Source organism: Pseudobdellovibrionaceae bacterium, assembly GCA_023898385.1.
In the GTDB taxonomy this organism is placed as follows: Bacteria; Bdellovibrionota; Bdellovibrionia; order Bdellovibrionales; family UBA1609.
Genome location: CP060220.1, coordinates 3,267,538 through 3,288,028 on the forward strand (window position 1 = coordinate 3,267,538; position 20,491 = coordinate 3,288,028).

At 48.1% G+C, this 20,491-nt stretch carries 14 protein-coding genes; 7 read left to right on the top strand and 7 right to left on the bottom strand.

Translation table 11 applies throughout. The annotated features are described in order from the left end of the window. Positions 1–63: 63 nt before the first annotated feature. The 4 genes from H6626_15070 to H6626_15085 all read right to left on the bottom strand — a co-directional run bounded on the left by H6626_15070 (position 64) and on the right by H6626_15085 (position 10,709). Positions 64–6,072, bottom strand: a complete 6,009-nt coding sequence (locus H6626_15070) for a hypothetical protein (GenBank protein USN47474.1) — start codon at positions 6,070–6,072, stop codon at positions 64–66. Beyond that, on the bottom strand, positions 6,059–6,580 hold the full coding sequence (locus H6626_15075) for a hypothetical protein (protein ID USN47475.1): 522 nt from the start codon (positions 6,578–6,580) through the stop codon (positions 6,059–6,061). The genes H6626_15070 and H6626_15075 overlap by 14 nt, the downstream gene beginning before the upstream one ends. Next, positions 6,577–9,966 carry a hypothetical protein gene (locus H6626_15080; protein USN47476.1) on the bottom strand — a complete coding sequence of 1,130 codons (3,390 nt, stop codon included), beginning with the start codon at positions 9,964–9,966 and terminating at the stop codon, positions 6,577–6,579. Before H6626_15080 ends, H6626_15075 begins: the two co-directional genes overlap by 4 nt. A 221-nt stretch (positions 9,967–10,187) precedes the next feature. Then, positions 10,188–10,709 (bottom strand): hypothetical protein, encoded by a 522-nt coding sequence (locus tag H6626_15085; GenBank protein USN47477.1) that lies wholly within the window; start codon positions 10,707–10,709, stop codon positions 10,188–10,190. A 127-nt stretch (positions 10,710–10,836) separates the two neighbouring features. On the opposite strand from H6626_15085, the gene H6626_15090 reads away from it, so the two are divergent. The 5 genes from H6626_15090 (at position 10,837) to H6626_15110 (ending at position 15,699) form a co-directional block, all read left to right on the top strand. Further along, positions 10,837–11,796, top strand: a complete 960-nt coding sequence (locus tag H6626_15090; GenBank protein ID USN47478.1) for an ROK family protein — start codon at positions 10,837–10,839, stop codon at positions 11,794–11,796. A 77-nt stretch (positions 11,797–11,873) separates the two neighbouring features. Further along, a complete protein-coding gene (locus H6626_15095; GenBank protein USN47479.1) occupies positions 11,874–12,482 on the top strand; it encodes an AAA family ATPase in 609 nt (202 codons plus the stop codon). Beyond that, on the top strand, positions 12,479–14,380 hold the full coding sequence (locus H6626_15100) for a response regulator (protein ID USN47480.1): 1,902 nt from the start codon (positions 12,479–12,481) through the stop codon (positions 14,378–14,380). The genes H6626_15095 and H6626_15100 overlap by 4 nt, the downstream gene beginning before the upstream one ends. A 137-nt stretch (positions 14,381–14,517) precedes the next feature. Further along, positions 14,518–15,120 (top strand): hypothetical protein, encoded by a 603-nt coding sequence (locus tag H6626_15105; protein USN47481.1) that lies wholly within the window; start codon positions 14,518–14,520, stop codon positions 15,118–15,120. 63 nt (positions 15,121–15,183) lie between these two features. Further along, complete coding sequence (locus H6626_15110) at positions 15,184–15,699, top strand: hypothetical protein (protein ID USN47482.1); 516 nt, start codon at positions 15,184–15,186, stop codon at positions 15,697–15,699. Between the two features lie 96 nt (positions 15,700–15,795). Here the strand turns inward: H6626_15110 and H6626_15115 are convergent, their stop codons facing one another. Together H6626_15115 and H6626_15120 are read right to left on the bottom strand one after the other, a co-directional pair. Continuing rightward, entirely contained in the window at positions 15,796–16,491 is a 696-nt protein-coding gene (locus tag H6626_15115) for a GNAT family N-acetyltransferase (GenBank protein USN47483.1), read from the bottom strand. 20 nt (positions 16,492–16,511) lie between these two features. Continuing rightward, positions 16,512–17,405 carry a fatty acid desaturase gene (locus tag H6626_15120; protein USN47484.1) on the bottom strand — a complete coding sequence of 298 codons (894 nt, stop codon included), beginning with the start codon at positions 17,403–17,405 and terminating at the stop codon, positions 16,512–16,514. A gap of 160 nt (positions 17,406–17,565) precedes the next feature. Here H6626_15120 and H6626_15125 point away from each other — a divergent pair, with 160 nt between their 5' ends. Further along, positions 17,566–18,975, top strand: coding sequence for an aminotransferase class I/II-fold pyridoxal phosphate-dependent enzyme (locus H6626_15125; GenBank protein ID USN47485.1), 1,410 nt, complete (start codon positions 17,566–17,568; stop codon positions 18,973–18,975). Positions 18,976–19,001: 26 nt separating this feature from the next. After that, entirely contained in the window at positions 19,002–20,135 is a 1,134-nt protein-coding gene (locus H6626_15130; protein USN47486.1) for a GNAT family N-acetyltransferase, read from the top strand. Positions 20,136–20,195: 60 nt separating this feature from the next. On the opposite strand, the gene H6626_15135 is transcribed toward H6626_15130, so the two are convergent. Next, on the bottom strand, positions 20,196–20,363 hold the full coding sequence (locus tag H6626_15135) for a hypothetical protein (GenBank protein ID USN47487.1): 168 nt from the start codon (positions 20,361–20,363) through the stop codon (positions 20,196–20,198). Between the last annotated feature and the right edge of the window lie 128 nt (positions 20,364–20,491).

The window sequence follows — 20,491 nt, forward strand, 5'->3', positions numbered from 1 at the left end:
CATTGGTTGCAGGCGTATATTGTAAAATGCCACATAGAGTTGGCTAGGCTATCGTTTGCTGTGCTATGGCCGCCACGAGCATCTGAATCCGGTGGTCACACTAGCATTCAGATTCTGAACATATGACGAAAAGATACCGCTCGCATTCCCGCTGTCAAACTTGCTTCCTCGTTGAATGTAGTCTATGCCCGAAATGAAGGTATAGTGCTGGCCTGTCCTGCCTAAATTCCCAATGGCGCCGGGATCGGAGGGTGAAGAATAGGTCGGTGAATACAGCGGACCGAACCACAGCTTTTTCATGCTCGTTAACGCTACGGTATTTGTAGCTGACGCAGTATAAGTTGCTACAGTATTGTTTGTAGAGACCCACTCTTTAACATTGCCGCCCAAATCCCAAATATCTTCACTGTTTGTCAGTGTGTGAACTCGAAAGGTTTCATGCGAGCCGCCGCTAGTAGAACAGCTCCCGCCAAACACATTTGAAGTGAGTCCATCACATGATTGATTTGGAGTATTCGTTATATTGCCCACATTTAAGAAGCCGACACCGTAACTTAAACCGCTCCAGTTACTAGCAACCTGTTCGATGTTTCTAGCGGCCACCTGCCATTGGTTGTTAGATATCAAACTGAAGTGAGTTTCTCCCAAAGCGCTACAGGCCTCGATAGCACCCTCATTGGTCGTGCCTCCGCGCCTGATATATACCCATGGCCGACCTTCAGGTCTGCTTACAGGTTTAAATCGGTGACGATTACTTACTTGGACGAAGTAGTCGTACATTCCTATATTGCTAGCGTTACCATCCGCGACTACGACTTCCTCTGAAAAGTCGCCATCCGCATCAGAGTCGTACAATAATTTCGCTTCCCATTTCATCACACAGAAGTCCTCGTGAAAGGCATAGTCGTCATTGTATGGCACCCGCACATATCCAGCGGGGCACTGCATGGGGCCGATTCTGAATCGAAATCCATTGTTCATGGGGGCCTTTGCTTCACCGGCGGCATTAATAGCATATAGTCGAAGTGTGTAGCTGGTATCCAAATTGAGATTGCAACCCTCCATTGGCAGGTTGGCATTGTTGTTGGCGCCAGTATCAATGGGGCCACAGATGTCCACGAGGTTAGCAGCATCGCGAATAGAGAGCTCATAATGATCATACCCAGTTGAATGCTGCCAGTTCACCATCAGTTCAGTCGCGTGATCTGCTCCATTAAACCAATTGTCGTCTCTAGTGTCGGTGGATCCGTCGCGTACGCCCAGGATGTTGAAATTATTCATACCGGCATTTGTGGCGACAAAAAATTCCATCCCGTCGTTTGCCGCGGGGTAAGATCCGCCGCTGATAGCAGATACATGCATGGTGAGCACTCCACCTGCTGCTCCCGGGCAGCTGGCGATCGTGTGTTTGGTGATGTTGCTACCTACATTTATAGGTGTTGATGTCCCGCAAATGGGGGCGTTATTTTCTTTAATTTGAATATCATATGCGGTGGCGCCAACAGCAGGCTCCCAGTGTAGAGTTAAGTTTGAACCATCCTCCATAAAGGAATCAGGCGATTTGTCAGTGCCTTCACTTGTAACGCCTAAAATATGAAAACCCCCCGTTGAAGCAAGCACAGTTCGGAACGGAAAATCACCTATCTGGGCCGTGGTGGCGCCGCCGCCGTTATTGGCCGTCACTTCTACATAATAATCTGTAGCATCGGTAAAGTTTGAACAGCCAGACACCATGCCATTTAAAGCAGGGGCTGCAAAGTTACCACTACAGATCACACCAAAAGAGCTATTCTTAACAGCAACATCATAGTCATTGGCGCCGCTCGACGGTTCCCAATGGATTTTGACGGTGGCTTGGCCAATCCCATCTGTTAATAGACCGTCAGGCGTAGTATCGAGGCCATAGGTGACACCGAGAGTCTTAAATGTCCCTGGTGGCGGTAGCTGCAGGGTGGCCGTTGAATCTAGTGGGCCATTGAAACCATCGGGGTCATTTGCTACCACTCGGACATTGAATGTATCTCCCGGGTTATCTGGATCGCTTAGGCCACTGACCGTGGCTTCAAAATAGGTGGTATAATCAAGTATAGGCGGCGATGACCCTGACTCGGGGTTGCACCCAGGTGAGTCGGTATTGTTACAATACCACAAGGTAGCGCTGCCATCATTATCTGCATCATTGGTGTAGTCCACCCGAACGGTAAAGCCGGTAGGACTTGCACCGGTTACTAGTAGGTTCGAAATCACAAGGTCATTGGTGGGTTGATCGCTCTCATTAACATCAACCCGACCACTAAGGTCGCCTAGGGTGACTCCCGTTGTGACGTCCGACAAGTTGACATTGAAATATTCAGCAGGTTCAGCATTGCTGTCATCATTGATGGGTACAATAATTGAAATGGGGCCCGTGCTCGATGGCGCGAATAATTCGACGATATTTGAGTATGAAGTGAAATCATTATCTGCAATGGTCGCTGTACCGTCTGCTGTAGACCACTTGAAAGCTACAGGGGCGCATACGCCCGCCGATAGAGTCACAGACAATGTAGCGGTTTGGTTTTCGTCAACGACGACATCGTTAATGTTAATCGTAGTGTCTTGAAATGGTTTTATGGTGCCGCTACCTGTTTTTGTGCCCCAGGTGAGTGCGCCGCAGTCTTTGATCATAGTAGCACTGGCCCCTAAGTCGAGAATGTCAGCGACATCCAGATTTTTACCCGCCATCTGAACCGTACCATTTTGAATAGTGAGATCTTGGCCCACATCACTTATAGGAAGGTCAGATATGAGATTTAGGTCGCCCGTAGATTTATTTACTATAGTATTGGCAAACGGATAGTTAGTGGCTGTGTAATTAATTGACTGCGAGCTCAACCCAACAATCGACAGGGTTGCCGACCCGGGCGACGCATTTTGAATGTCAATGCCGCCGTCGACTTCTACAAAGCCCGTGTTGATGGTGGCACTGCTGAACATATCTACGAGCAAATGGCTTGACGCAAAGGCGGTGCCGGAAATGGTAATGTCACCTGATTTGTTGAGGTTTAAATCATAAAAATCCATAGACGGACTGGTGTCGATGATCGCCGGATCAGGGCCCACAAATTTGAATGTGGCACTCGAAGTGTTCACAGTGCCCAATGAGTATGTAAAATTCCGGGCAATTTCAATGTTGCCCGAAAAGGTTACAGACCCAGAAGAAGAGCTGATTTGAAGGCTCGGCAGTCTTGCGCCAGCATTGCCAGTTACTGTTTGTGATCCAGCTCCATTCAACATGATCGTCGTATCGCCACCGCCCCAATTGGTCGCGGTGAGATTGCCAGACACACGGATCTTCTCCGCACTTGTTGATTGTAGCTGTGCAGCTGCACCTCCGTTAAGAGTAAGGTTCTGAACAAGTAGATCAACACCACCACTCACAGTGACGCCAGCTGCAACAGTGGATTCAAGAAAGAGGTGTGGGATTTGTACGTGGCTTTCAATGGAAGTGCCAGTAGCACCAGTAATATGCATCTCGGAACCATTAAGATTGATGGTGCCACTGGTGAATGCCACGTTGCCTGACAGGTCAAGGTTGCCAGATGATTTTGTAAAGTTCCCTCCGGAGATAGTCATATCACCTTGAACAAATATGGTGCCGCCGTTTGAATTGAAATTTCCGCCATCAATAGAAAAACCATTGCTTTGGACGGTCAAAGTTCCAGAATTATGGGTAAAAAATCCTGCATAGGTGCTCTGAATGTCGATACCGCCCACTGTTACAGCACTGTTCAATGTGAAATTGCAGCTGGTGCAGTTCGAATTAAATATTGCTGTATCGCCAGGCCCTGGTACAGCTGCCGTAGACCAGTTGCCAGCGGTGTTCCAGTTGTTGTCACCAGCTGTGCCGGTCCAGGTGTATGCCGCAAGATTCAAGACAGTGGCCGTAGCACTGGCCGCGCTTACTGTGTTAAGGTTAGTGCCATCATCAGCCGTGCCGGCATTAATGGTAATACCCACCGTGCCATCCCCTGTACAGTTAGATAGAGTCACAGTTGGAGTGCTTGTCGTACCGTTGTTAACAACAGGCGTATTGCAGGTTACTCCGGAGGGATTAACTGTGACCCCGGCAGGAAGAAGGTTGAAGTTGGTAGCACCAGAATAGGTGACGTTAAATACAAAGTTGTCAGAGCTATTACCAGAACTTGGCGATGGCGCACCCACAACAACTGTGGGCACAGAGTTATCAACGGTGGCCGTAGCACTGGCCGCGCTTGCTGTGTTAGGGTTAGTGCCATCATCAGCCGTGCCGGCATTAATGGTAATGCCCACCGTGCCATCCCCTGTACAGTTAGATAGAGTCACAGCGGGATTGGCGGTGTTGCCATTGGTAACAGAGGGAGTATCACAAGACACTCCAGAGGGATTAACTGTGACCCCGGCAGGAAGAAGGTTGAAGTTGGTAGCACCAGAATAGGTGACGTTAAATACAAAGTTGTCAGAGCTATTACCAGAACTTGGCGATGGCGCACCCACAACAACTGTGGGCACAGAGTTATCAACGGTGGCCGTAGCACTGGCCGCGCTTGCTGTGTTAGGGTTAGTGCCATCATCAGCCGTGCCGGCATTAATGGTAATGCCCACCGTGCCATCCCCTGTACAGTTAGATAGAGTCACAGTTGGAGTGCTTGTCGTACCGTTGTTAACAACAGGCGTATTGCAGGTTACTCCGGAGGGATTAACTGTGACCCCGGCAGGAAGAAGGTTGAAGTTAGTAGCACCAGAATAGGTGACGTTAAATACAAAGTTGTCAGAGCTATTACCAGAGCTTGGAGTTGGTGCACCAACGACCACTGTGGGCACAGAGTTATCAACGGTGGCAGTAGCACTGGCCGCGCTTGCCGTGCTAGGGTTAATGCCATCATCAGCCGTACCGGCATTAATGGTAATGCCCACCGTCCCATCACCTGTACAGTTAGAGAGAGTTACAGTGGGGTTGCTTGTTGTGCCATTGCTAACAGCGGGAGTATCACAAGACACCCCCGAAGGGTTAACAGTGACTCCGGCCGGCAAAAGGTTAATGTTAGTGGCGCCAGTGTAGGTGACGTTAAAAACGAAGTTCGACGAGCTATTGCCAATGCTTGGTGTTGGTGCACCAACGACCACTGTGGGCACAGAGTTATCAACGGTGGCAGTAGCACTGGCCGCGCTTGCCGTGCTAGGGTTAATGCCATCATCAGCCGTACCGGCATTAATAGTAATGCCCACCGTCCCATCACCTGTGCAGTTAGATAGAGTCACAGCGGGATTGGCGGTGTTGCCATTGGTAACAGAGGGAGTATCACAAGACACTCCCGAAGGGTTAACAGTGACTCCGGCCGGCAAAAGGTTAATGTTAGTGGCGCCAGTGTAGGTGACGGTAAAAACGAAGTTCGACGAGCTATTGCCAATGCTTGGTGTTGGTGCACCAACGACCACTGTGGGGACTGAGTTATCAACAGTGGCTGTAGCGCTGGCCGAGCTTGCTGTGTTAAGGTTAGTGCCATCATCAGCTGTGCCTGCATTAATAGTAATGCCCACCGTCCCATCACCTGTGCAGTTAGATAGAGTCACAGCGGGATTGGCGGTGTTGCCATTGGTAACAGAGGGAGTATCACAAGACACTCCAGAGGGATTAACTGTGACCCCGGCAGGAAGAAGGTTAAAGTTAGTAGCACCAGAATAGGTGACGTTAAATACAAAGTTGTCAGAGCTATTACCAGAGCTTGGAGTTGGTGCACCAACGACCACTGTGGGCACAGAGTTATCAACGGTGGCTGTAGCACTGGCCGCGCTTGCCGTGTTAGGGTTAGTGCCATCATCAGCCGTGCCGGCATTAATGGTAATACCCACCGTGCCATCCCCTGTACAGTTAGATAGAGTCACAGTGGGAGTGCTTGTCGTACCGTTGTTAACAACAGGAGTATCACAGGTCACTCCGGCAGCATTGATAGAGACCCCGGCAGGGAGAAGATTAAAATTAGTAGCACCGGTATAGGTGACGTTAAATACAAAGTTGCTCGTGAGCTTACACAGAACTTCATGATGGCGCACCAACGACCACTGTGGGCACAGAGTTATCAACGGTGGCCGTAGCACTGGCTGCGCTTGCTGTGTTAGGGTTAATGCCATCATCAGCCGTGCCGGCATTAATGGTAATGCCCACCGTGCCATCCCCTGTACAGTTAGATAGAGTCACAGTGGGAGTGCTTGTCGTGCCACTGTTAACAACAGGAGTATCACAGGTCACTCCGGCAGCATTGATAGAGACCCCGGCAGGGAGAAGATTAAAATTAGTAGCACCGGTATAGGTGACGTTAAATACAAAGTTGTCAGAGCTATTACCAGAACTTGGCGATGGCGCACCAACGACCACTGTGGGCACAGAGTTATCAACGGTGGCCGTAGCACTGGCTGCGCTTGCTGTGTTAGGGTTAATGCCATCATCAGCCGTGCCGGCATTAATGGTAATGCCTACCGTGCCATCCCCTGTACAGTTAGATAGAGTCACAGTGGGAGTGCTTGTCGTGCCACTGTTAACAACAGGAGTATCACAGGTCACTCCGGCAGCATTGATAGAGACCCCGGCAGGGAGAAGATTAAAATTAGTAGCACCGGTATAGCATTGCTAAAGCTGTCAGAGCTATTACCAGAACTTGGCGATGGCGCACCAACGACCACTGTGGGCACAGAGTTATCAACGGTGGCCGTAGCACTGGCTGCGCTTGCTGTGTTAGGGTTAATGCCATCATCAGCCGTGCCGGCATTAATGGTAATGCCTACCGTGCCATCCCCTGTACAGTTAGATAGAGTCACAGTGGGAGTGCTTGTCGTGCCACTGTTAACAACAGGAGTATCACAGGTCACTCCGGCAGCATTGATAGAGACCCCGGCAGGGAGAAGATTAAAATTAGTAGCACCGGTATAGGTGACGTTAAATACAAAGTTGTCAGAGCTATTACCAGAACTTGGCGATGGCGCACCCACAACAACTGTGGGCACAGAGTTATCAACGGTGGCTGTAGCACTGGCCGCGCTTGCCGTGTTAGGGTTAGTGCCATCATCAGCCGTGCCGGCATTAATGGTAATACCCACCGTGCCATCCCCTGTACAGTTAGATAGAGTCACAGTGGGAGTGCTTGTCGTACCGTTGTTAACAACAGGAGTATCACAGGTCACTCCGGCAGCATTGATAGAGACCCCGGCAGGGAGAAGATTAAAATTAGTAGCACCGGTATAGGTGACGTTAAATACAAAGTTGTCAGAGCTATTACCAGAACTTGGCGATGGCGCACCAACGACCACTGTGGGCACAGAGTTATCAACGGTGGCCGTAGCACTGGCTGCGCTTGCTGTGTTAGGGTTAATGCCATCATCAGTCAAAGCGGCATTAATGGTAATGCCCACCGTGCCATCCCCTGTACAGTTAGATAGAGTCACAGTGGGAGTGCTTGTCGTGCCACTGTTAACAACAGGAGTATCACAGGTCACTCCGGCAGCATTGATAGAGACCCCGGCAGGGAGAAGATTAAAATTAGTAGCACCGGTATAGGTGACGTTAAATACAAAGTTGTCAGAGCTATTACCAGAACTTGGCGATGGCGCACCAACGACCACTGTGGGCACAGAGTTATCAACGGTGGCCGTAGCACTGGCCGCGCTTGCCGTGTTAGGGTTAATGCCATCATCAGCCGTGCCGGCATTAATGGTAATGCCTACCGTGCCATCCCCTGTACAGTTAGATAGAGTCACAGTGGGAGTGCTTGTCGTGCCACTGTTAACAACAGGAGTATCACAGGTCACTCCGGCAGCATTGATAGAGACCCCGGCAGGGAGAAGATTAAAATTAGTAGCACCGGTATAGGTGACGTTAAATACAAAGTTGTCAGAGCTATTACCAGAGCTTGGCGATGGCGCACTCACAACAACTGTGGGCACAGAGTTATCAACGGTGGCCGTAGCACTGGCCGCGCTTGCTGTGTTAGGGTTAGTGCCATCATCAGCCGTGCCAGCATTAATGGTAATGCCCACCGTGCCATCCCCTGTACAGTTAGATAGAGTCACAGTGGGAGTGCTTGTCGTGCCACTGTTAACGACAGGAGTATCACAGGTCACTCCAGAAGGGTTGACGGTGACCCCGGCAGGGAGAAGGTTAAAGTTAGTAGCACCAGTATAGGTGACGTTAAATACAAAGTTGTCAGAGCTATTACCAGAACTTGGCGATGGCGCACCCACAACAACTGTGGGGACAGAGTTATCAACGGTGGCCGTAGCACTGGCCGCGCTTGCTGTGTTAGGGTTAGTGCCATCATCAGCCGTGCCAGCATTAATGGTAATGCCCACCGTGCCATCCCCTGTACAGTTAGATAGAGTCACCGTGGGAGTGCTTGTCGTGCCACTGTTAACGACAGGAGTATCACAGGTCACTCCAGAAGGGTTGACGGTGACCCCGGCAGGGAGAAGGTTAAAGTTAGTAGCACCAGTATAGGTGACGTTAAATACAAAGTTGTCAGAGCTATTACCAGAGCTTGGCGATGGCGCACTCACAACAACTGTGGGCACAGAGTTATCAACGGTGGCCGTAGCACTGGCCGCGCTTACTGTGTTAGGGTTAGTGCCATCATCAGCTGTGCCGGCATTAATGGTAATGCCCACCGTGCCATCCCCTGTACAGTTAGATAGAGTCACAGTTGGAGTGCTTGTCGTACCGTTGTTAACAACAGGCGTATTGCAGGTCACTCCAGAGGGGTTAATAGTGACTCCGCTCGGAGTTAAATTGATGCTAGAGGCGTCGGTGTATGTGATATTAAAGTCGAAGTTAGTAGCGCTATTACCAGAACTTGGCGTTGGCGAACTAACGACCACGGTGGGGGCAGAGTTATCAACCGACACCGTCGCACTATGCCCGCTAACCAGGTTGCCATTTCCAACTAAATCCAATCCAGTATTTGCGTTTACAATTATCCCAATGGCACCATCACCCGTACAGTTAGAAAGCGATACCGTCGGCGAAGAAGTCAATCCATTTGTCACATTAACGGTACCGCACGTTACGCCGGATCCATGAAAACTAATATCGCTGTTTGATAGAGATACGCCTGTGGCGCCTGAGTAGTTGACATCGAAATTGTAGGTGGTCAGTGCATTTCCCGACGAGGGCGCGATGCTGCCAAACGCTACCGTCGGCGCCTCGGCATCCATATCCAAGTTCACCACATCATCCAGCTCCGGAGTGCCCGTTGTCTGCTGGGTGATTCTTACCATTCGAGACTGAACGAGACCACCTGTGGTATCAAGATCTATGCTGGCCGAAAAGGTGCCGTCTGGCTCACATGCAATCACGCTAGGCGAATTTACATTACTCAAGTCCACGTTAATATCTACACCAGGAGAACATGTGCCCTCTAGGGTAAAAACCTCTTGCACATCATCGAGGTCGGAGTGGCTGGTGATCACTGGGCCAGCAAACTGATTGTAGATCACGGTAATTTGGTTCGCCGTACTTAAAAACCCTATTCGACTGACGCCGTAAATATTAAAAGCCTTTGTTGCGTCTTCACCGTTCACAAATCCAAGAAAACCAGTGAGATCTTCGATGACAATGTTAAAACCACCATCGCTGCAATCCACATCGGAAGAGGGCGAAATAAATGAGTGTTCCAGCGCAGAAATAGTTTGCCCGGCAGTGGCTTCGATTTTGATTTCTATGGTGCTTTTATCGCACTCGCCAGACACAGCGAGATTATTGCCAAGGCTGTAAATGTAGTAGGTGCTATTGAATTTATCAGATTTCGGAGGGGTCACTAGGCTGCCGGTGAAAAAACCAAACTCGGGAGTCACATTCGTACACCCGACTCCCAACAACAAAATAAAGCTCAACATCGCAGCTTTGACTAAGCTGATACTTGCGTACACTTGATGTTTAAATACTTGTATTGTCGATGGCACTAAAATGCGACCTTTCGCAAAACGTCCTTCCAACTTCTTAATTTTATTCGGCTTAGGTCGGGAATTTCTTTAGCAAATAAAAGAAATAAGAGAGATTTTTCTGATTTTTCACAGGGGGATGCGTAGCGAGCGCCTCGCCCGTCACATTATGGCAACATTCTATGATTGAAACAAATGGGTTTCTCAATTTGAGACAATTTTAGGTCAATTATAAACTTATTTTATTTGCTTCGGTATTTACCCACAAATACGCCCCCTCCACACTCGGGGATTCCGTACAAAAAAAGGTTAAGGTGTCGGGCACCGCCAGACTTATACACTTCAAATAGGGCCATCAACTGTTGGGTCAGCGTCAGATTATTTTTTACGGGACAATTTGGATCTTCCAGCACTTCATCTTGCTGAAAAACGACATAACTGCCCTGACTTTGGGCGCGGTATAACACCGAACGATAACAAGACTCCACAGGGCGCGCGAGGGGATTATCCACAGTCAGTTGTTGAGCCTTCGCAAACCAAAGATCCACCGAAAGTTGTTCGTAGTAGGATTGCTCTTGCCAAAACTTTTGCTGCTCTTCAATTTGCTCCACGGTCCAGCTGTCGCAAAATCCGCCTGTAAATTCCCAGTGACCAACTAGGTCTCTGTGCTCGGGCGCCAAGCCTGGTGGCGGCAACAGTGCGAGGGCATCAAAGCCCATAGTGGCAAATACGATCAGTAAAAAAGTGCGAATATAAAAAATCATAAAATACACTCCATAGCTAAATCGAGCGGTCTGTCTCGATCTTGAGTCTATCGATTCTTTTTCTTCTTACGCAAGGCAATGTTGAAATCTAGTTGTTCCTGACTACCATGGTGGTATGTCTAGACTTATGTCCACCTCACACTCTCAATCAGAATCCCACGTATTGGCCTTTGATCTGGGCGGCACCAAGGTGGCCGCAGCCATAGTGGCTCGCGACGGCACGATCGTTCAAGAGTTGAAAGAACCGGTCAAGTTAGACCAAGGGCCCAAAGGTCTAGTTGAGCAAATGATGCACTTGAGCCAAAGTCTTCCGCTCAAGCAATATTCAATAAGAGTGGCCGGTGTGGCATCAGCGGGACCTCTTGATCCAAAGCAGGGATTGTTGTTGAACCCCACAAACTTTCTCACAGAAGGCCAGGGTTGGGGTGTTGTTCCGCTCGTCGAGCTTCTCACTCGGGCGTTATCAATGCCAGTGGTGCTTGAAAATGATGCTGCAGCGGCAGCACTGGCAGAGAATTGGCTCGGGCAAGGTCAGGGCGTGGAAAATCTAGTGGTGATGACTCTTGGTACAGGCCTTGGTGTGGCGGCCATTGCCAATGGCGCACTTGTGCGAAGTGGTCGTGGGCTGCATCCAGAAGCCGGACATGTGACACTAAAATTCGACGATACCACAGCCCTTTGCAACTGTGGTCGCTTCGGATGTGCAGAGGCCTATTTGTCGGGGCCTCATTTCGCCAGACGCGCTTCATCGAGGTGGGGCTCATCACCTCTTTCGGCAAACTACATAGCAGAAAGAGCCCAAGCCGGTGACGCCCACGCACTGGCCGCATTTTCAGAATACGCCCAGCAGATGGCCGCGGCCATGGCCAATTATTGTGTGTTATATGGTCCAGAGATCATCGTATTGGCTGGAGGATTTTCGCGGGCAGTACCCCTCTACTTGGACCAGGCGAAAGGGCACCTTCAGCAGCAGCTGGCCCGTCGGCGAGAGGACGTTGACTTGATGCCGCAGCTTAAAATATCAAGGTTTCAAGAAGAAGCAGGTGTGCTGGGTGCGGCGCGAGTGGCGTTCGCTGAGTTGACCTAGGGACCTGTTCTCAGCAAAAATAAAGCAGATATTTTTGTAATAATTTTTTGTTTAGTTTTCTTAAAGAAAGGCCATTGATGACAAGCGGCTATCAACCCACAAATCATTCCTGTCGAATAGTGCTCACAGGCGGCCCTGGCGGTGGAAAAACCACAGCGGCAGACCTATTACGCCGCGAAATTGGTGATGAAATCGTCATTGTGCCAGAGGCTGCGACCATGCTTTTTCGTGGCGGATTCCCACGCAGCCACGAGCCCCATGCCAAGCGGGCCGCCCAACGGGCCATTTTTCACGTTCAAAGAAATTTAGAGGATGTTTATTCTTGGCTTTATTCTGATCGCATTCTATTGTGCGACCGAGGAACCGTAGATAGCAGTGTTTACTGGCCTCAGATCGATGGCGATTTTTTCACATCGGTAGGCACGACGGTCACTCAAGAGCTCAATAGATATTCATCTGTGATTTTCTTCGAAAGTGCTGCAGTGGGTGGGTTGGACATTGAAGGAGGGAATCCTGTGCGTACAGAAGACATTGCCGAAGCCCAAGAACTGGATCGAAAATTACATGGCGTATGGAGTCAGCATCCAAATTTTTATTACCTACCTCACCAAAAATCTTTTTTTCAAAAACTCGATACGGCCCTTAAAATTATGCAAAAAATAATTAATGGTCGAGGAGCTGCGTGAACGAAGTTTCTGGTGTAGTCACCAAAAGCCTTATTCAATTTTTGGACAGTGAAAGACGTCAAACAGACTTAGTCATTGAAAAGACCAACGCCAAAATGTTCGAATCAGAAGCGCATGATCGGCACACGTTGATGGTCTCATCAACCCGGGTGGGCTGGAATTACTTTTGTGCTTTTGTAGAAAATATGGATTTGCATCTTGATGATCCGAACTGGCCCACCAAGTTTGCCAAACTGTCTTTTACAAAAGGTTTTGAGTGGTTTCAGTATTTTAGGCCCATCATGACAATGGGGATTGATCCAAGGCGCATCTACGCAGTTGTGGTGAGATGGGGCGGGCCTCAGTATTTTCGAATAATGAACACCTATTATAAAGATTTGGCTTCTGGAGAACTTGAAGTGGGGATGACCATTGATCCCACTTATCGAGGGTTGCCGCGGCTATTTGAGATCATAGGCGAAATTTTAGTTTATTTTCCCAAAGTATTTTCGTTGCCGCCGGCTGAAGTGAATAAAGAGATCCATCCGCACCAAGCCACTTTTACAGTTAAACTAGATAATCCCCATTCATTTTGGCCTAAGGCAAAGCACTATCTTTATTTGGTGACTCATCCCAGAGAAGCATTAACGCTGCTAAAATCAAGAGACGAATTTCTGTACGACAACTGCATGAGGCTATTGGCCTCAGAGAATACATTACTTGAGCAACAAGCTCGGCTTGAAGAGCGGGTAAGAGAGAGAACGGCGGCATTAGAAAATGCCAATGAAGCCAAGTCATTGTTTCTGGCGAGTATGAGTCACGAAATTAGAACGCCGCTAAATGCCATTTTGGGGTTTGCTCATTTGCTAGTGGATTCCAAAATAACTGAGCGCGAAAGGGTTGAGTTTGGCGAGGCCGTGTATCGAAATGGTGAGGTCTTATTGAGAATCATTGACGATATTCTTGATTTGGCCAAAGTGGAATCCGGTCAAATGGCGCTTAGCAAAGTGGATTTTCCCTTTCGGCGCACTCTAGAAGAAGTACTTGATGTTTACTACAAAAAGGCCTCAAGCAAGGGCCTTGAGATGTCTTGCGAGTTTCATCAATCCGCACCACCCGCATTGTATTCAGATCCGGTTCGGGTTCGTCAAATCTTTGGTAACTTGTTGGATAACGCCATTAAATACAGCGACAAGGGCAAAATACGAGTAGATGTATGGGGTGATCAACAAAAAGGGGTCACTTGTATTGTCATCGAAGACACAGGGGTGGGAATTGGGGCTGAAAGATTTGAATCCATATTTGAACCCTTTGCCCGTGGAGAGATGTCCGCTGTTAGAAAGATTCCAGGAACCGGGCTTGGATTACCATTGTCGCGCCGACTTGCAAGAGCATTAGGGGGTGATGTAGTTTTAAAACGCTCCACGCCTGATAGCGGGTCGGTGTTTAGCCTTCAGCTGCCGGCTAAGTTCGACCAGTCCGATGCAAAGGCTGGCGTGGCTGGCGTTGTGAACCTAGGCCAACCATTGTCTCCCGCCGATGATGAACTCAATCACTTTTTGGATGGAATCTCTGTATTGGTAGTAGAAGACAACGACGACAATCAACTTTTGATTAGTCTGTTGTTAAAAAAACGAGGCGGTAGGGTGGTCATAGCTCAAAATGGGCAAGTGGCTCTAGAAGAGCTTGAAGCCAACAGCTATGATTTGGTTTTGATGGATTTGCAAATGCCAGTTCTCGACGGTTATGAAACCATTCGGCGCTTGCGGAAAAATAGCTACATGGGCAAAGTGTTTGCCATCACCGCTCATGCCATGAAGGACGAGCGAGACAAGGCCTTGGCTGCGGGGTTTGACGATTACCTCACGAAACCCATCGATATAGGGCTCCTGTATCAAAAAATTCAAGAGGGCCTTTGATCTGTAATTAAGATCTTTTTACATTCATTGACGCAGTGTCGCGTTTAGACATATTTCAAATAGCCATTCCGAGATTGCTCTTGGTCGTTTCCGGCGTAGTCTCACTTATCGAACATATAGTTTCTTGGGGAGGGAATATGAAGTTACGTGCAATGGCCATGGGCTTGGCGTTTTTTAGTTTAATCGGTGCTGCGCATGCAGGCGAAATGTCATGGCAAGAAAAGCTTGAAAATTATCGGGAAGAAATCAAAGGACGTTCAATACGAAACCTATACTTTTTTGATTTGACCTACCAGTCGGCAAAGATCTCAGCCACATGTACAGCCAGCACGGCCGTTGTGGGTGCCACTTTTGTCAGCGAATCCATGCCTGTGTTTGGGGTCATCTCTGAGGGGATCGCGAGTATCACAAGCTCAGAGTATGAAGTGTTTGATGCGGAGTCTTTTTTGAGCCTGGAAACGGCCGCTGGTGTTGGTCGTGGCGCATTGGGTGGCGCCGTTGTTGGTACGGCAGAGGTCTTTGAGTTTTTGCTACTGTGGTTGGCAGGAGAAGAAGACCAGAGTTTTAAAGCGCTTAAGAAAGTCTATGGCGGAACCGTGGCCACGGCAGAGGCGCTATTTGCCGAACAAAGCCAGTGCCTCATGTCGTTCTCAAAGCTGATCCTAGTTTTAAAAGAAATTGATAGCCGGGAAACAGACCCGAGAAATCTTTACTTCACTGATGAAGAGATCATGCCTTAATAGATAAAAAGTCGTGACATCGGCCTTCTTAATTTGTATAGTCAAATAAATTTGGAGGGCCGCATGACACCCGTTCACTTTCATCTATTCATTAATCATTTTCCACTATTCACAATTGCAACTGCCACGCTGTTCTTTGTCTTTGCCATCTACCGCAAAGACCCGCCGCTTCGTTCGTTTGCACTGATTGTGCTGGCCATCGTTTCATTTATGGCGGTACCCACCTACTTTTCGGGCGAAGGAGCTGAAGAAATAGTTGAGAAAATGTCTGGCTATTCAGAGTCACTTTTAGAGGCCCACGAAGAAGCCGGTGAAGTGGCTATGGTCCTGTCAGTGATTTTAGGAGTACTGGCTATGGTGACTTTTTTGATGGGACGTCGCCCGGCTTCAAGTATCTTAGACAAAGTCGTGGTATTGGCTTCAATCATCGCGATAGTCGGGTTACTCAATGCCGGTCGCCTCGGAGGCCTTATCAAGCACGATGAAATTCGAGAGGGCAGCCTGCCTGTAGTCAATAGCCAAGAAGTCGACGAGTCAAATGATGACCGGTACGAAGGGTACGAAGAAGATCACCAGTAGCAATTGCACATGGCGTAGGTGAGCCAGTGCAGCTTTAAGAGCATTTCAAAAATCCTACAATTTGTAGACAATGGAGTGGAGAAGGGGAACTCGGATTTAGAGAACCTTTCGAAGGAGAATTCTGGTCTCCCCTCCGTCAGTCATTTCGGTGCCAGTGATTTGAAATCCTTCTTTGATACTCAGTAAAAGCATGGACTTCCATTGGTTTAAGGTTTTTGCTTCCACAGCGGCAAATCCTTGAATCCGACACCAATGGTGTTGATGGCGCATAAGCTCTTGGCCAAGACCATAACCCCGGTATTCTTCATTTACTGCACCAAGCCAGCTATAGAATCTCATTTTGTCGAGTTCGTACCCCAGTTTAAATCCTACAGTTTTACCGGAGTGACTCGCACTAAGGAGCAAAATACGTTTTTCTTTCTCCAATTTGGTGAGTAGTTTTTCAAAACTAAGGTCTTCGAAACTCAACTTTGCCACCTCAAAGATATCTCTAAGGTCTTCGAGTGAGGGATTTTCAATGAGGTCCAGAGAGAAAGTCACAGGGGCAAAGCGCGGGCCAGGCTCACCATTGATTTCAATGGTTTCAAAAAACATTTCTTTTGGCCGCACCCAAAGAGGGCCGATGGCATTTTCGAAAAGGGCTTCATACAGCGCCAGTGTCTCAACGGACTCACTATGATGAACTTCCCCTAAGTATTTATAGAGTTGACCTTTGTAGTGGCGATAGAGATTGGTGGAGAAGTCGTATTTTTCTGACATGGCGAGAATGACCTCATCATAAAGTGGAGTCACTGGCAACGCCTAAGGTGTTCTCAGGCAAAATAGGGTTTCTTTAACAGGTACGGCATGGATCGCACGTAGCCCCTATCTAGAGTGGGGTAGGTAATATTGTGCTGAGTGAGTTCGAATTTGGTTTTAAGTTTTCCATGGGGAATGGCTGGATACATGTGGTGAACCCCGTGATAGTTGATGTGACTCCAAATCCACTCCAGAATGGGATGGGTTTTTACCACCCATGCGTGTGCCTGATTTTTTTGGTGCTGAGTATGGCTTGGAAGTCCGCGGTGGTCAGCGGCGTATCGAGCTGAAAAGACGAGCGGGAGAGTGAGATGAAATCCCAACAACGCAAGGAGGGCAGAGATGTTGAGGGAGTGAACAAAAATGGCCACAAACAAAAAAGCGACAATCATGGAGAAAAGATCATAAAAAACTTCTCTTTTCACACGGCGGTTCAAATTTTGCCAGTGCATTATCTGCGAGAATAATTCATTGAAATGGAGTTGGCTGTATCTAATGGCGCCAAAGAGAACAAACAAAATGGGCGAGCCTCTATGGAAGAAATACTCGGGATCATTTTCTCCTGTATGGGCCAGTTGGTGATGCGACAAATGAATCTTTTTTCCCGCATAGAATGGCAACAGTGATGCCGTGCTAAAGGCCACTCCAAAGAAGTCATTTATTTTTTTATTGGGATGCAGATTTCTGTGCATGGCCTCGTGTCCTAAAACTCCGAGACCGACCAGTAAAATGCTGATTCCAAAGCCCGCCAAGACAGACAGGAGCAACTGAGTGACGGTCCAAGGGGTTTGCCCAGGATCAATTCTCATAAAGAGCAAAAAACTCAGGCTGCCAGCAATAAACAATAAGCCCTTTGCGATGTTTTTCTGCCCTTCTTTTGCAGTTAATCGAAAAGAGTCTCGATGCATGCGCCGCCCCCCCTTTTTTTTGGCGTGAAGATAATCTATTTCTAGGCCCAATTTTAGACAACTAAGTCACCATTTTTAATGTGATATTTTCAATTTTTCTAAAGCAGTTGCGTCTATTGGCGAAATGATTTCAATATGACCTTCGGGGAGGGGTTGAAGCATGCAGACTGGGCTTGATAGCGACTTAAATGGGCGAGGTTCGTCGGCAGAGCCATCGCAAGCGGCTTCAAAAGGGGCTTCGCCACTGGCAGCATTGCTGCGCCAGAAATCCCAGTCCGCGGAACACCGTCGGCTCAATCGCCTAACAAAACTACTAGGTGGTTTTCACTTAAAAGGCATGATCGTTGACCCACCACGCCAGGGCCAACTTCGAAGCCTTGTTCAAGGCGATGAGATCAAAGTTAATTTTAGCTCGGGCAATTATCTGGGTCTGGACGTGCATCCTGAAGTGCTCGAAGCCTGTATCGAAGGCATTAAAACCTGGGCGGGGCATCCGGGGTCTTCGCGTATTTTTTATTCTCACAAAAATGCGGTGTTGTTAGAGCAAGAATTGGCCACATTTGTTGGTGCTGAGGCTTCGATGTTGGCCGTAAATGTGTCGCAGGCTCATCAAGGGGTGGTGCCTGTGCTGTTTGGCAATCGCCACACCACAATTTTTATTGATAAACATGCTCACACCTCAATGTACATGGCCTCTCTCATAGCAAAAGCTAAGGGTGCCCGCATTTGTCGAGTGGACATCAGAAAGGGCTTAACTGATCTATCTAACAAAATTCAACGTGACCTTCGGCCGACGAAAGTGCTGATGTTAGACGGACTATTTAGCATGCAGGGGGATGTGCCCCAATTGGTGCCGATCCAACAGCTTTGCCGGCGACAGAACATGGTTCTTTATGTGGACGATGCCCACGGAATTGGAATTTTAGGAGAAAACGGCGGTGGGGTGGCCCAACATTTCAATCTCAATTTTGAAAATCTCATTCTCATCGGGAGCCTGCAAAAGGGTTTGGCCTGTTCGGGCGGCTTTGTGGCGGGTTCAAAGGCGCTCATTGATCTACTAAAGTTGCAGTCCACATCCTACATTTTCTCAGGTCCCCTGCAGCCCCACACCATAGAGTCTATTCGGGCTGCCGTAAGAGTTTGCATGTCCGGTGAGGGGCAGCGCTTGCGAGAAAATCTAAAACAAAAAAGTCACCTGCTTCGGGCAGAGCTCATAGCCATGGGTTTTGACGTCGAGCGAAGTGAAAGTCCTATCGTACCTATACCCATCGGCGATGATGCAGCCACAATGTACGCCGGTCGTTTGTTGTATGATTTGGGTTTTTACGTCAGTTCTGTTTGTTACCCCGCGGTGCCAAAGGGTGCCGGTATACTAAGGGTCACGGTTAACTCTTGCCACACAGATAAAGAGTTAGCAGACCTTATTTCAGCCTGCGGTCACTTGCGAGCCTGGCTCCTCAAAGGTCGTTGGCAAAAAAAGTGGGAGATGGCTAAAGACATCTTTGTGTCCAATCTCAGTGGTCCCAGGTATAAAGGTATTTTAAAGCCATCAAAAAAGTGGGGCGCTTAACTTCGATGATTATGTTTAGGTAAGCCGTGCGGGTCGAAGAAGTTCAAACCAAAAAACAGTGGCGTGATTTTTTTTATCTTCCCTATTTGATTTATAAAGATAATCCCTACTGGGTGCCCAAGCCGCCGGGCCTTGAGGCACAGCTTCTTGATGTTCATAAAAACCCCTATTTCAAAAATGCGGTGATGTTGCCCCTGTTGGCCTATGACCAGGGTCAAGTGGTGGGGAGGGTTTGTGGGTTTATCGATAAAAATTTTTCCAAGGAGCAGGGTCAGACGATCGGTGTTTTTGGTTTTCTCGAATATTTACCAAAGACGAAGGCATTACCAGCGCTCATTGCCCAATTAGAGGAGTGGTTCGGGGATCAAGGTGTACAGGCTTATTTAGGACCGATGAACCCATCGCTTAACGGTGAAGTCGGTGTGCTAACCGAGGGATTTCGCGACACACCCTATCCGTTGATGAACTATGCAAGAGAAGAGTACAAAAGTGATCTGTTGAGAGTCGGTCTTGAGCCTTATAAGCAGTTTTTTGCCTATGAATATGTTCAGTCAGTAGAATTTCCTAAGAATGTGGAAGCACATCAGCTGCGTGTTTTAAGAGAACAGGACATTTCAATTCGCCCAATTAATTTGTCGAAGTTAAATGAAGAGATGGCCCAAATTAGCCAATTGGCCAATTCAAGTATGAAAGATCACTGGGGCTTTACGGCGATGACCGATGACGACACTCAGTTTTTGATTGAGCAGATTCGAACCATTATTGACCCTAATTTGTTTTTAGTGGCCGAGGTCAAAAATAAAATCGTGGGGTTTTTGTTTGCTCTGCCAAATATAAACCAGTTTCTAATTCGATTTTCAAGACCACTCAAGGTGTGGCACTTGGTATTTTTGTGGTTGGTTCTAAAGTCGCCCTTTCGCAAGCTGTGGGTTCAAAGCTGTCGTTTGGCCACATTAGGTGTTTCTCCGGAATATCAAAAGGTGGCCATAGGGCCAGCTCTATACTGTGCGATGCTCAAGCAATGTCGCATTTATGGATATAAAACCGCCGAGGCGTCCTGGGTGATGGAGGACAACAAAAGGGTGAATCGCCTACATCAGCGATTAGGAGCCACACTTAAAAAGAAATATCACATATTTCGAAAAACTTTAGGTGAATGATTCATTTGAAATATTTGGGTCAACGACAGGTGTGTTATTTTACGATGATGATAAGGTGGCCTAGTTTAGAAAAGAGTTTACAGTACGGCCAGGTTTACCAATGCCCAGACCCACAAGTCCATAGTCTACGTCCGAAAGGTTGCCAGAATGTTCCGTTTTGTCCAGTTCTATCAACGCCAGTCGTCTCAAGGTGAGAATTTTATCTTTTTTTTCTAAATTAGGACGCATTGCTAACGTCTTGTTTCTCCCGATGTTTCTTAATTTGAGACATTAAATTTCACCAAGAAGACCTGGCGTTTTTCAAGTGAAATCAACATTTTCCGCCATTTCACTGGCAAAATCAGCCGAAGCTTAAA